Annotated in this window: 11 protein-coding genes; 8 read left to right on the top strand and 3 right to left on the bottom strand. The window is 69.0% G+C overall.

Annotated features, from left to right (window positions below):
* Nucleotides 1–86 precede the first annotated feature (86 nt).
* From HNP73_RS01115 to HNP73_RS01090, 6 genes are all read left to right on the top strand, one after another.
* The gene (locus HNP73_RS01115; RefSeq protein WP_184146287.1) at nucleotides 87–1,388 is read left to right on the top strand and encodes an NCS2 family permease; all 1,302 of its coding nucleotides are present in this window, start codon (nucleotides 87–89) and stop codon (nucleotides 1,386–1,388) included.
* A 28-nt stretch (nucleotides 1,389–1,416) separates the two neighbouring features.
* Nucleotides 1,417–2,979 (top strand): ABC transporter ATP-binding protein, encoded by a 1,563-nt coding sequence (locus HNP73_RS01110; RefSeq protein ID WP_184146286.1) that lies wholly within the window; start codon nucleotides 1,417–1,419, stop codon nucleotides 2,977–2,979.
* Nucleotides 2,972–4,033, top strand: a complete 1,062-nt coding sequence (locus HNP73_RS01105; protein WP_343063171.1) for an ABC transporter permease — start codon at nucleotides 2,972–2,974, stop codon at nucleotides 4,031–4,033. Before HNP73_RS01110 ends, HNP73_RS01105 begins: the two co-directional genes overlap by 8 nt.
* The gene (locus tag HNP73_RS01100) at nucleotides 4,030–4,953 is read left to right on the top strand and encodes an ABC transporter permease (RefSeq protein WP_184146284.1); all 924 of its coding nucleotides are present in this window, start codon (nucleotides 4,030–4,032) and stop codon (nucleotides 4,951–4,953) included. Before HNP73_RS01105 ends, HNP73_RS01100 begins: the two co-directional genes overlap by 4 nt.
* A 26-nt stretch (nucleotides 4,954–4,979) precedes the next feature.
* Nucleotides 4,980–6,056 (top strand): BMP family ABC transporter substrate-binding protein, encoded by a 1,077-nt coding sequence (locus tag HNP73_RS01095; protein WP_184146282.1) that lies wholly within the window; start codon nucleotides 4,980–4,982, stop codon nucleotides 6,054–6,056.
* Between the two features lie 173 nt (nucleotides 6,057–6,229).
* A complete protein-coding gene (locus HNP73_RS01090) occupies nucleotides 6,230–6,556 on the top strand; it encodes a hypothetical protein (protein WP_221288107.1) in 327 nt (108 codons plus the stop codon).
* Nucleotides 6,557–6,599: 43 nt separating this feature from the next.
* Here HNP73_RS01090 and HNP73_RS01085 read toward each other — a convergent pair whose 3' ends face one another.
* Together HNP73_RS01085 and HNP73_RS01080 are read right to left on the bottom strand one after the other, a co-directional pair.
* On the bottom strand, nucleotides 6,600–7,361 hold the full coding sequence (locus tag HNP73_RS01085) for a siderophore-interacting protein (protein ID WP_184146278.1): 762 nt from the start codon (nucleotides 7,359–7,361) through the stop codon (nucleotides 6,600–6,602).
* Nucleotides 7,362–7,456: 95 nt separating this feature from the next.
* Nucleotides 7,457–8,563: a transglutaminase-like domain-containing protein gene (locus tag HNP73_RS01080; protein WP_221288105.1), complete on the bottom strand. Its 1,107-nt coding sequence runs from the start codon at nucleotides 8,561–8,563 to the stop codon at nucleotides 7,457–7,459.
* A 203-nt stretch (nucleotides 8,564–8,766) separates the two neighbouring features.
* Here HNP73_RS01080 and HNP73_RS01075 point away from each other — a divergent pair, with 203 nt between their 5' ends.
* Nucleotides 8,767–9,495, top strand: coding sequence for an ArsR/SmtB family transcription factor (locus tag HNP73_RS01075; protein ID WP_184146276.1), 729 nt, complete (start codon nucleotides 8,767–8,769; stop codon nucleotides 9,493–9,495).
* A 33-nt stretch (nucleotides 9,496–9,528) separates the two neighbouring features.
* Entirely contained in the window at nucleotides 9,529–9,717 is a 189-nt protein-coding gene (locus HNP73_RS01070) for a hypothetical protein (protein ID WP_184146274.1), read from the top strand.
* A 47-nt stretch (nucleotides 9,718–9,764) separates the two neighbouring features.
* Here the strand turns inward: HNP73_RS01070 and HNP73_RS01065 are convergent, their stop codons facing one another.
* Entirely contained in the window at nucleotides 9,765–11,690 is a 1,926-nt protein-coding gene (locus tag HNP73_RS01065) for a solute carrier family 23 protein (RefSeq protein WP_221288103.1), read from the bottom strand.
* Between the last annotated feature and the right edge of the window lie 240 nt (nucleotides 11,691–11,930).

Genomic DNA, 11,930 nt, shown 5'->3' with positions numbered 1-11,930 from the left:
GCGCGGTGACAGACGCGAGAGAGATTTCCGTGAGGGCGCGACCATTCCGGCAAGGGAATAGCGCGGTAACAGACAGTGAGGACAGCATGCTCGACAGTCTATTCGGACTGAAGGCGCACGGCACGAACGTGCGCACGGAACTGGTGGCGGGGATCACCACCTTCCTGACGATGGCCTACATCATCTTCGTGAACCCGCAGATCCTGTCGACGACCGGCATGGACCAAAGCGCGGTGTTTGTCGCGACCTGTCTCGCGGCGGCTCTCGGATCGCTGATCATGGGGTTCTATGCGAACTGGCCGATCGCCATGGCGCCGGGCATGGGGCTGAACGCCTTCTTCGCCTTCGGCGTGGTCGGAGCCATGGGCTTCACCTGGCAACAGGCGCTGGGCGCGGTCTTCATCTCGGGCTGCATCTTCCTCCTCCTCACCGTGACCGGCGTGCGGCGCTGGCTGGTCGAGGGCATCCCGCACTCGATGCGGAGCGCCGTTGCGGCGGGTATCGGCATGTTCCTCGGCATCATCGCGCTGAAGAGCGCGGGCGTGGTCGTGGCAAGCGAGGCGACGTTCGTCGCGCTCGGTGACATGCGCTCGCCGCCGGCGATGCTCGCGATGATCGGCTTCTTCCTGATCGCGGCGCTCGACGCGCTGAAGGTGAAGGGCGCGATCCTCATCGGCATCCTCGTCATCACCGTTGTCGCCATGGTGTCGGGCATCAGCCCGTTCGGCGGGATCATGTCGCCGCCGCCGTCGATCGCCCCGACCTTCCTGCAACTCGACATCGTCGGCGCGTTCTCCGCGGGCATCCTGCACGTGGTCCTGACCTTCGTGCTCGTCGAGGTGTTCGACGCGACCGGCACGCTGATCGGCGTCGCCAAGCGCGCGGGTCTGCTGAATGACGGGCCGGGACACACCAACCCGCAGCTCGGCAAGGCGCTGCTCTCGGACTCGACGGCGATCGTCGCGGGCTCGATGCTCGGCACTTCGTCGACCACCGCCTATGTGGAGAGCGCCTCGGGCGTGCTCGCGGGCGGCCGGACCGGCCTGACGGCGGTGACGGTGGCGGTGCTCTTCCTGCTCGCGCTCTTCTTCGCGCCCCTCGCGGGCTCGGTGCCGGCCTTCGCCACGGCGCCGGCGCTGCTCTACGTCGCCTGTCTCATGATGCGCGAGCTGGTGGACGTGAACTGGGACGACATCACCGACGCGGCGCCCGCGGCGCTCACCGCGCTGATGATGCCGTTTACCTACTCGATCGCCAACGGGCTTGCGTTCGGTTTCATCAGCTACGCCATCATCAAGGCGGCGACGGGCCGGGCGCGTGAAGTTCATATGGCAACCTGGCTCGTGGCTGCGCTATTCCTGATCCGCTTCGCGTTCTTCCCGGAGTAGTCTGCAACCTGACCGACGGAGCCCGACGATGACAGACGCCAGCGCCGATCGTCTCGAGCTTCGGAACGTGACCAAGGCCTTTCCCGGGGTGCTCGCGAACGACCGCGTGAGCTTCCGGGTGCGGCCGGGCGAACTGCACGCGCTGCTCGGGGAGAACGGCGCGGGCAAGTCGACGCTCGTCAAGATGATCTACGGCGTGCAGCACCCGGACGACGGCGAGATCGTCGTTGACGGGACGCCGGTCCGGATCGCCAGTCCCCGGGCGGCGCGCGCCATGGGCATCGGCATGGTGTTTCAGCACTTCTCGCTGTTCGAGCCGATGACCGTGCTCGAGAACATCGCGCTCGGCCTCGACGAGCGGCTGAGCGCGTCGGCGCTCGAGGGGCGGATCCGGGCGGTGCTGGCGCGCTACGGACTGAGCCTCGATCCGCATCGCACGGTCTCGACCCTCTCGGTGGGCGAGCGGCAGCGCATCGAGATCGTCCGGGCGCTGTTGCTTGAGCCGCGGCTGCTCATCATGGACGAGCCGACGAGCGTGCTGACGCCGCAGGAGGTGGCGCAGCTTTTCGAGACGCTGCGGGCACTTGCGGCCGGCGGCTGCTCGGTTCTCTACATCAGCCACAAGCTTCACGAGATCCGCGTGCTCTGCGACGCGGCGACGATCATGCGGGGCGGCAAGGTCGTCGGCACCTGCGTGCCGGCGCAGGAGACGCCGCGCTCCATGGCGGAGATGATGATCGGCGGCAGCCTCAAGGACGTGCGCAAGGCCGCGGCGAAGGGCTTCGGGCCGGAGAAGCTGGTGGTCGATCGCCTGACCCTGGCGGGCGGCGGCGACTTCGACGTGGCGCTCCGCGACGTCTCCTTCTCGGTACGGGCGGGCGAGATCCTCGGCATCGCCGGAGTCGCGGGCAATGGCCAGAACGAGCTGATGCTGGCGCTCTCCGGCGAGACGCCGGTGGCGAACGCGGGCGCGGTGCGCCTCGACGGGGCGCCGGTCGGCACGCTGCCGATCGCGCGGCGGCGGCGGCGCGGGCTCGCGGCGGTGCCGGAGGAGAGGAACGGCCATGCGGCGGTGCCGGGCTTCACGTTGGCCGAGAATGCCGTCCTGACCGCGCGGTATCGCAAGGGCATGGTGCGCCACGGGGTGATCCTCGGAGCGGTGGCGCGCGGCTATGCGGAAGAGGTGATCGCCAGGTTCGGGGTGCGGGCGACCGGGCCGCAGGCGATGGCGGGCGCGCTCTCGGGCGGCAATCTCCAGAAGTTCATCATGGGGCGCGAGGTGTTGCAGGTGCCGGAGGTGCTGGTGGTGTCGCAACCGACCTGGGGCGTCGATGCGGGCGCCGCGGCGGCGATCCATCAGGCGCTGGTCGACCTCGCGGCGCGCGGCTCGGCGATCGTGGTGGTCAGTCAGGATCTGGACGAACTGCTGGCGATCTCGGACTCGCTCGCGGTGATCAACGAAGGGCGCCTTTCGCCGAAGCGGTCGGTGGGCGAGATTTCCCGCGACGAGATCGGCCTGCTGATGGGCGGGGTGCATGGCGAGCACGCGGGCGGAGAGAACGCGGCGGAGCGGGAGGCGGAGCGTGCTTGAGCTCGAACGACGCAAGGTGCCGAGCCGGACGATGATCTGGCTGGCGCCGGTCCTCGCGGTGCTGGCGACGATGGTGGTGGGAGGGCTGGTCTTCTCGGCGCTCGGCTACGACGGCTTCGCGGCGGTGCGCGCGATCTTCATCGATCCGCTGATCACCCTGCGCAAGTGGCAGGACCTCGGGCTGAAGGCGGCGCCGCTGGTGATGATCGCCACCGGCCTCGCGATCGGCTTCCGGGCGAACGTCTGGAACATCGGCGCCGAAGGGCAGTACGTGGTGGGCGGTCTCGCCGGCACGGGCGTCGCGCTCGCCACATGGGAGATGACCGGCTGGTGGATCCTGCCGCTCATGTGCATCGCCGGCGCGCTCGCCGGCATGGCGTGGGCGGGGATCCCGGCGCTGCTGCGCACCCGCTTCAACGTGAACGAGATCCTGTCCAGCCTGATGCTCACCTATGTGGCGGTGCAGCTGCTCTACTACATGGTGAACGGGCCGTGGAAGGATCCCGACGGGTTCAACTTTCCCCAGACGCGGATCTTCACCGACGCGCAGATGCTGCCGTACCTCTCGGGGATCGGCTATCTGAATGTGCCGCTGGCGCTGGTGATCTCGCTCGTCGTCTGGTTCCTGATGGCGAGGACCATGCTCGGCTTCCAGATCCGTGTGGTGGGGGCAGCGCCGATGGCGGCGCGCTATGGCGGGTTCAGCCAGCGCCGGACGATCTGGCTGGCGCTGCTCGCAGGCGGCGGTCTGGCGGGGCTCGCCGGGCTCTTCGAGGCGGCGGGGCCGTTCGGGCAGATGGTGCCGGCGTTTCCGACCGGCTACGGCTTCACCGCGATCATCGTAGCGTTTCTCGGGCGGCTGCATCCGCTCGGGATCCTCGCGGCGGGGATCATCCTCGCCGTGACCTACGTGGGCGGCGAGGCGTCGCAGTCCTCGCTCGGCCTGCCCTCGGCGGCGACCGGGGTCTTTCAGTCGATGATGCTGTTCTTCCTGCTTGCGGCCGATGTGCTCGTCGGCTGGCGGCTCCGGCTCCGGCGGAGGGTGACGGAATGACCGAGGCGATGGCGGTCTCTATCCTGATGACGGTGATCGGCGCGGCCACGCCGCTGCTGCTCGCGGCGCTGGGCGAGCTGGTGGCGGAGAAGAGCGGTGTGCTGAACCTCGGGATCGAGGGGATGATGCTGGTGGGCGCGGTGACGGGCTTCGCGGTCACCTCGTCGACGGGGATGCATCTGCTCGGCCTCCTGGCCGCGATGGCGGCGGCGGTGGGTGCCTCGATGATCTTCGGGGTGCTGACGATCTCGCTCGCGTCGAACCAGGTGGCGACCGGGCTCGCGCTGACGATCTTCGGCATCGGCCTGTCGTCGATGATCGGCGAGAGCTTCGTCGGCCTGACGATCGCGCCGCTGGGGCCGGTGTTCCCCGCGGCACTCGCGGAGGATCCGCTGCTCCGGCTGGTCTTCGGGCACTCGATCCTCGTCTATGTCTCGCTCGTCATGACCGCGGCGGTCGCGTGGTTTCTCACCCGCTCCCGGGGAGGACTGATTCTCCGCGCGGTGGGTGAGAACGACCACTCGGCGCATTCGATCGGCTACTCAGTGACAACTGTGCGATATGCTGCAGTTGCCTTCGGCGGCGCCATGGCGGGGCTGGCCGGTTGCTACTATTCGATGGTTCAGACGCCCATGTGGGCGGACGAACTGACCGCGGGGCGCGGCTGGATCGCCCTCGCGCTCGTCGTCTTTTCAGCCTGGCGCCCGTGGAGACTGCTGGCGGGGGCCTATCTCTTTGGTGCAGTGATGACTTTCGAGTTGCACGCCAAGGCGGCGGGCCTCAACATTGTGCCACCGGAGTTCCTCGCAGCTCTGCCCTACCTTGCGACGATCCTCGTGCTCGCGCTCATCTCGTCGCGCAGGTCGGTCGGCTCGGCGGCTCCGGCGTGTCTTGGCCAGCCCTTCCGGCCGAGCACGTGAACAACAACAGGGAGACTACCAGAGTCATGACGCTCATCACCCGGAGGGGTCTTCTCAAGGCCGGCGGCGCGGCTGCCGCGACGCTTCCCTTCGCCGGGCGGGCCTTCGCGGCCGAGCCGCTGAAGGTCGCCTTCATCTACGTCGGACCTGTCGGGGACTTCGGCTTCACCTTCGCGCACGAGCAAGGGCGCAAGGAGGCGCAGGCGCACTTCGGCGAGAACGTCGTGACGACCTATGTCGAGAACGTCGCCGAGGGGCCGGACGCGGAGCGGGTGCTGAAGAATCTCGCCGATGACGGCAACAAGCTGATCTTCGCCACGTCGTTCGGCTTCATGAACCCGACCGTGAAGGTGGCCAAGCGCTATCCGGACGTGATGTTCGAGCACTGCACCGGCTATCAGACGGCGGCGAACATCGCGACCTACAACGCCCGCTTCTACGAGGGCCGGGCGGTCTGCGGCACCATCGCCGGGCACATGTCGAAGACCGGCATCGGCGGCTATGTCGCGTCGTTCCCGATCCCGGAAGTGGTGATGGGGATCAACGCCTTCACGCTGGCGGCGCAGAAGGTGAATCCGGCGTTCCAGACCAAGGTCGTGTGGGTGTCGAGCTGGTACGATCCGGCGAAGGAAGCCGACGCGGCGAAGGCGCTCTTCGATCAGGGCGCCGACATCCTGTCGCAGCACACCGACTCGCCCGCGCCGTTGCAGGCGGCCGAGCAGCGCGGCCTGATGGCGTTCGGGCAGGCGTGGGACATGTCGTCCTTCGCGCCCAAGGCGCATCTGACCGCGATCGAAAACCACTGGGGCGGCTACTACATCGAGCGCATTCAGGCGGTGATCGACGGCACCTGGAAGACCGGATCGGTCTGGGCCGGCCTGAAGGAAGACATGGTGCGGATGGCGCCGTGGAACGAGCGGATCCCGCCCGAGGTGGTGAAAGCCGCCGAGGCCATGCGTGACGGTCAGGCGGACGGCTCGGTCAAGATCTTCTCCGGGCCGATCGTCGATCAGAACGGGACGGAAAAGGTGCCTCTCGGCTCGGCGCTCGATGATCCGACCCTGCTCGCCCTCGACTGGTACGTGGCCGGCGTTCAGAGCTGAGCCTACGCCGGTCTAAGGAGCTTCGGTCGATCATGGTAGACCGTTTGGTTGACCTTGCGGGACGGTTGCGGTCTTTTGGGGGCCGAACCAAAGCGTCACGCGCAGGCTGGCGGCGGATACGACGTACCACGCGCCCCGACGGCTCGGATCTCGACCTGCGCCGCCGGGTGCTGATGATCGTGCGCAACGCCGGCCATCTGATGGCGAACCCGGCGATCCTCGACTCCGAGGGCCGCGAGATCCCGGAAGGGATCATGGACGGGATGATCGCCGCCGCGATCGCGCTCCACGACGTCGGACCGCAGGGGCCGAGGGCGAACTCGCCGCTGGGCTCGGTCTACATCGTGAAGCCCAGGATGCACGGGCCCGAGGAGGTCGCCTTCGCGAGCGAACTCTTCGGGCGCATCGAGGACGCGCTCGGGCTTTGGGAGCAGCCGAACGGCTACACCGAGCCGATCCTGCACGCCCGCCGGCTGGAGCGGAAGGCACTCGACGCCTGACCGAGGGCGCGGGCGCGCCGGACGCGCCCGCATCGAGGACGGCTCAGTCGTCGAGAGAGACGTGGGCGTCGGCACTGCCTTCGAGCCAGTAGCCGCTCGCCCGGTGCCACTGCCGGGGGTGTTGGCGCACATCGAGCAGGTGGCTGCGCAGGGCGCGGGCGATGCCGGCCTCGGCGGCAATCCAGACGAAGCCCTCGCCCTCGGGCCAGTCGAGGCCGGCGAGCGCCGCGAGGAGCGGCGCGGGGTCGGTCGCATCCGTCGCCGGCCGGTGCACCCAGATCGCCCGGTGATCTGCGCGGGTGGCGATCTCCTGTTCTTCCTCCGGCCCGGTGACGGCGACGATCGTGGTGATCCGGGCGCCCCTCGGTGCCTCTTCAAGGCGGCGACCGATGGCCGGCAGCGCGGTCTCGTCGCCGACGAGGATCCACCAGTCGAAGCTGTCGGAGACGACGACCGAGCCGCGCGGGCCGCCAATCCTGAGCTCGTCGCCGGGGCGCGCTGCCACGGCCCAGCCGGTCGCCGGGCCGCCGTCGTGCAGCACGAAGTCGAGGGTAAGGGTGCAGGCCTCGGGATCGAAGGCGCGGGGGGTATAGTCGCGCATCGCCGGCTCACCGCCGCCGCCATCATCGGCACCGTTCGGAAAGAACAGCTTCACGTGGTCGTCGAAGCCCGCGCTCACGAAGTCGGCGAGCGACGGGTCGGCGAGGACGATGCGGATCATCCCCGGCGTGACCGGAGCGACGGACTGGACGGTGAGAGTGCGGCGCTTGAGCTCATGTCGAACGCGCAGAACCTGATGCTGCATGGGGTCTCCATGGATTTGCGGCGGGAGGTTGGCGCGCCCGGTCGGGCTGGCTGCTTCCGGCCGGCTTAACGTGGCGCCGGCCGGAAGGAAAGCGGTCACGCCTCGCGGGCGGTGATCGCGTAGGCGAAGGCGTCGGCGGCGAGTTCATCGAGGCGGCCGGCGGCATTCACACCTTGCGGATACATCAGGAACGGCAGCGGCCGGCCTGCGTCGTCGCCGGGCAGGGTCAGGTCGTTCGCGGTGTTGAAGCCGACCCAGTTGCCTTCCCAGTTGCCGAAGAGGGCGGCGTCGACCGGGGCGATCAGCGGGTCGGCGCGGTCCCGGATCCAGTCCGGGCGCTCCTGGCGCATGACCTTCAGGACGTCCGCCGGATCCATCGCGACCCAGCCGTGATCCTCGAGCCAGACCTCCGCGCGGCAATGCTGGGCGCCGGAGAGCTTCTCCGGGTTGCCGCCGAGCTGTTTGTAGCCGAAGGCCGAGGGCGCGACGCGAACACCGTAGATGTCGCGCGCCGGCACGCCGGAGGCACGGGCGAGGCCGACGAAGAGGCCGTTCAGGTCGGCGCACTTGCCGCCATGGCCGGCGGCGGTCAGCACGGCGGCGATGTCACCGGTGCCGCAGCCCGCGACGGTGGGCTCGCGGTGGCAGTTGGCGACGATCCAGTCGTAGAGCGCGCGCACCTTGTCGACGTCCGTGGTGGCGCCCCCGGTGATCTGGCGGGCGGTGTCGCGCACGACGCCGTCGAGCGGCTTCAGGCCACTGGGCGCGAGGGCGGCGCTGAGAACGGCCGGATCCTCGGTGGCCGGGGTGCGGGCGGACCAGTCGATCGTGCGGTTCCGGGTCTCGACGGTGCTGATGAGCGTAAGGCTCGGAGCGGCCTCGCCCGCGTCGAACCCGGCCGCGAAGAGGCGCGTGCCGGTGGCCGGGTCGGTGACGATGGCCGCACTCGTGGCGTTGCCGGTCCAGCGGGTGTCGATGGTGCGCTGCCAGTCGGTCCCGAGGTCGGGCAGCGGCAGCCAGACCTTCGTTGCCCCCTGGCCGGCTGGCGGCGTCAGCGTGGTCGACAGCTCGAAGCGCCGCCAGCCGGAGGCCGTGGGCGCGTAGCGTGGCACCTCCTCGGCGCGGAGCCCGAACGGCACCGCCGAAGCGAAGCCGGCCGCGGCGCCGAGTTTCAGGAAGCTGCGTCGGGTGGCGTGCATCATGGCGTGTCTCCCCTTGCAGTCGCGCGTCCAGGGCGCGGCAACGCCTGAAGCGTAGCACGCCCGGCGCCGGATTGTCGTCGGATTTCGTGAGGTTGGCTGAGGCAGCTGCCCGGAGCGGGCAGGGAGTGTCGTGATCCTTCGGTCTGCGCCGAAGCATCCCGGTCTCCGCCGTGCTAGTCTCCGCCCCGAGAGGAGGCCAGTCGATGGCAAGCACAGCCGCATTTGCAGCGACCGCAGCACTCGCCGGCGACCCGACGCGCGCCGCGATGCTGCTCGCGCTCATGGACGGTCGGGCGCTCACGGCGGGCGAGCTCGCCTCCGTGGCGGGCGTGACGCCGCAGACCGCGAGCGGCCATCTGGCGCGGCTGGTCGAGGCGGGGCTGCTCGTCGTCGAGGCGCAGGGGCGGCACCGCTACCACCGCCTCGCCTCGCCGCTGGTCGCGCGCATGGTGGAGACGCTGATCTCGATCGCCGGCGAGACGCAGGCGCCGCCGGTGCGGGTCGGGCCACGGGATGCGGCCCTGCGGCATGCCCGGACCTGCTATGACCACCTCGCCGGCCGGGTGGCGGTCGGGATCACCGAGCGGATGGTGGCGACGGGCGCGCTCGTGCTCGGCGACGACGGCGGCGAGTTGACCGGAAGCGGCCAGCAGCTTCTGTTGAGGATCGGCATCGATGTGCCGGCGCCCGGGCGTGGCCGGCGAGCCTTCTGCCGCCCGTGCCTCGACTGGAGCGAGCGGCGGTTCCATCTCGCGGGCGTGGTCGGCTCGGCGTTGCTCGACGGGTTGCTGGCGCTGGGCTGGCTGCGCCGCACGGCCGGGAGCCGGGCGGTGACCGTCACGCCGGCCGGAGAGCAGGGGGTGCGCGGCGCATTCGGTTTCGATCCCCGCGCTTCGGCCGGGCCCGAAACATCGCTCCGGCGCGGGGCATAGGCTCGCCTCCATCCCGAGAGACGGAGGCATCCCATGATCCTGTCGCGAACCCTGACCACCGGCCCCCGGCTCCCCCGCCGCACGGGGCTTGCCGCGCTCGTGCGATGGCTGGTGGCCGTCGATGCCCGCCATCGCGACGCCCGCGCCTTTGCCCGGCTCGATGACCGCCTGCTCCGCGATATCGGCCTCGCTGCAGCGCGGCCACCGCGTCGGCGCCCCTGACGCTCCGTCCTGGGCGGCGCCCGCCGCCGCCCAGGAGCCCGTTTCGCTCAGGCAGGCTGGGGCATGAAGGTCGGCACAAACGCACTTGCGTGCGGGTTGGCGTTGGCGACCAGCCGGTCGAAGCGATGGTTGGCGATGCGCGCGATCTCCACCAGCGCGGTGGAGCGTTCGACCGCGGGTGTGTTCGACAGCCGCGCACGCCCGCTCGACACGACCCGTTCGTAGCGCTCGACGTCCCCGGCCGAAACGATCAGCGGGAAGCCGAAGTGGTCGCGATAGGCCTTCGCCAGGTGGCGCACTGCGTCATGCTCGTCGGCGTCGAGCTCGTCGATACCGGCGTTCGCATGGTCGAAGAGATAGGCGGTCTCGGCATCGGCGTCCGTGCCGAGATCGGCGAAGGAGTTGAGCAACTGGTGATGTTCTTCGGAGGTTCCGGCGAGGAGCGCGTTCTGGAAGGCCGAGCGCAGCTCCAGAGTGTCGGCAAAGGGCCGCATCCGGAAGGCACGCTCGATGACCCATGGGGTATTCTCCACGAGCCCGCCGAAGGTCATGCAGAACTCGGCCTCGTTCATCCGGTTGACGTCGGCGATGGTGACAAGGTGATCGCCGGGCCGGCCCGCCACCGCCGCGGTGCCGGAGCCGAACGAGTTGAAGAGCATGTTGAGCAGGATTGCCGACAAGGCGCCGAGGATGATGCCGCTGCCGAGGACGATGCGCGCCCATTCCGGGAAAGCGTCGCCGATGAAGGGCTGCGCGGTCACCAGCATTGCAAGGCCGACGCTGATCGAGACGACGACGACATTGTTCTGGTTGTTGAAATCGACCTTTCCGAGCGTCTGCACGCCGACGGCGGCGACGGCACCGAACATGGCGAGAGCAGCCCCGCCGAGGACGGGAGCCGGAATGCCGGCCACGATCGCCGCCACTTTCGGCAACGAGCCGAGCAGGATCATGATGACGCCCGCCGCCGCCACGACCCATCGGCTCCGGATCTGGGTCAGCCGGACCAGTCCGACGTTCTGGGCGAAGCAGGTGTAGGGGAAGGCGTTGAGGATGCCGCCGATGAACGTCGCCAGACCGTCAGCACGAATGGCGCGGGCGATATCCTCGTTGCGGATGCGTTTCTTGACGATTTCGCCGGTGGCATAGACGTCACCGGCGGTCTCGATCATGGTGATGACCATCACCACCAGCATCGACAGAATGGCGGTCAGACCGAAGGTCGGCCATCCGAAGTAGAAGGGCGTGGTGTAGCCGACCCATGGCGCGGTCGAGACCTCGCCGAAATGCGCGTCACCGAGCGCCCAGGCGACCACGGTGCCGACCACGAGCCCGACCAGCACGGCAATCGTCTGCATGAAGCCCGAGAAGAAGCGCTGGATGGCGACGATGAGCGCGAGCACGCTCAGTCCGTACATCACGTTCTTCAGCAGGACGGGGTTCTGCATGGCGTTGAGGCCACTGCCCATGACGATGTAGTTGGCAGCAACCGGCAGCAGGCCGATGCCTATGATCAGGATGACCGAGCCGACCACGACGGGCGGGAAGAAGCGCATCAGCGGCTTGACGTAGGAGGCCATGACAAAGGTGAACACGCCAGCGACGATCACCGAGCCGTAGATTGCGAGCAGGCCGTCGACACCGCCGCCCGCGTCGAGGCCGATGGCGACCATCGGCCCGACCGCGGTGATGGTAACGCCTTGCAGGAGCGGCAGCCGCACGCCGATCCGGCCGATGCCTACCGACTGCAGCAGCGTGGCGATGCCGCATGTGAACAAGTCAGCGTTGATGAGATGGATCAACTGCTCGTTCGTGAGGCCGAGGGCTCCTGCGAGAATGATCGGCGTGAGGATCGCCCCGGCATAGAAGGCCAGAACATGCTGGAGGCCGTAGGTGGCGAGCTGGGATACCGGCAGAATTTCGTCGACTGGATGCGCGCGAACCGGCGTCGGGGAGGCTGTTGTCATGGTCATCTGGTGTCTCATGGGGGGGGTGGGGCGGATGTCTGGTATTGCCGAAAGGGCCTCAGCGGACGCCGCCCGTGAGCTTCCGCTGTCTGGTCATGCGTGCGGCCTCGTGCGGCCTCGTGGACCCGACGAACGCAAGGGGGAACGATCGGAATGTGACCGCGGCGCTTCGCGGCCCCATGACAAGGCGGCCGGCCGGCTACGGCGGAAACGTATGGCAAACTGCGCGCCCGGGCCCACGTCGAA

Source organism: Amaricoccus macauensis (genome assembly GCF_014201905.1).
In the GTDB taxonomy this organism is placed as follows: Bacteria; Pseudomonadota; Alphaproteobacteria; order Rhodobacterales; family Rhodobacteraceae; genus Amaricoccus; species Amaricoccus macauensis.
Note: the sequence above shows the minus strand (reverse complement) of the source record. Positions and strands in the feature narration are given on the sequence as shown.

Coding starts and splice junctions, on each gene's coding strand:
- HNP73_RS01115 (WP_184146287.1), top strand. CDS start 87: ATGCTCGACAGTCTATTCGGACTGAAGGCGCACGGCACGAACGTGCGC.
- HNP73_RS01110 (WP_184146286.1), top strand. CDS start 1,417: ATGACAGACGCCAGCGCCGATCGTCTCGAGCTTCGGAACGTGACCAAG.
- HNP73_RS01100 (WP_184146284.1), top strand. CDS start 4,030: ATGACCGAGGCGATGGCGGTCTCTATCCTGATGACGGTGATCGGCGCG.
- HNP73_RS01095 (WP_184146282.1), top strand. CDS start 4,980: ATGACGCTCATCACCCGGAGGGGTCTTCTCAAGGCCGGCGGCGCGGCT.
- HNP73_RS01090 (WP_221288107.1), top strand. CDS start 6,230: ATGATCGTGCGCAACGCCGGCCATCTGATGGCGAACCCGGCGATCCTC.
- HNP73_RS01085 (WP_184146278.1), bottom strand. CDS start 7,361: ATGCAGCATCAGGTTCTGCGCGTTCGACATGAGCTCAAGCGCCGCACT.
- HNP73_RS01080 (WP_221288105.1), bottom strand. CDS start 8,563: ATGATGCACGCCACCCGACGCAGCTTCCTGAAACTCGGCGCCGCGGCC.
- HNP73_RS01075 (WP_184146276.1), top strand. CDS start 8,767: ATGGCAAGCACAGCCGCATTTGCAGCGACCGCAGCACTCGCCGGCGAC.
- HNP73_RS01070 (WP_184146274.1), top strand. CDS start 9,529: ATGATCCTGTCGCGAACCCTGACCACCGGCCCCCGGCTCCCCCGCCGC.
- HNP73_RS01065 (WP_221288103.1), bottom strand. CDS start 11,690: ATGACCATGACAACAGCCTCCCCGACGCCGGTTCGCGCGCATCCAGTC.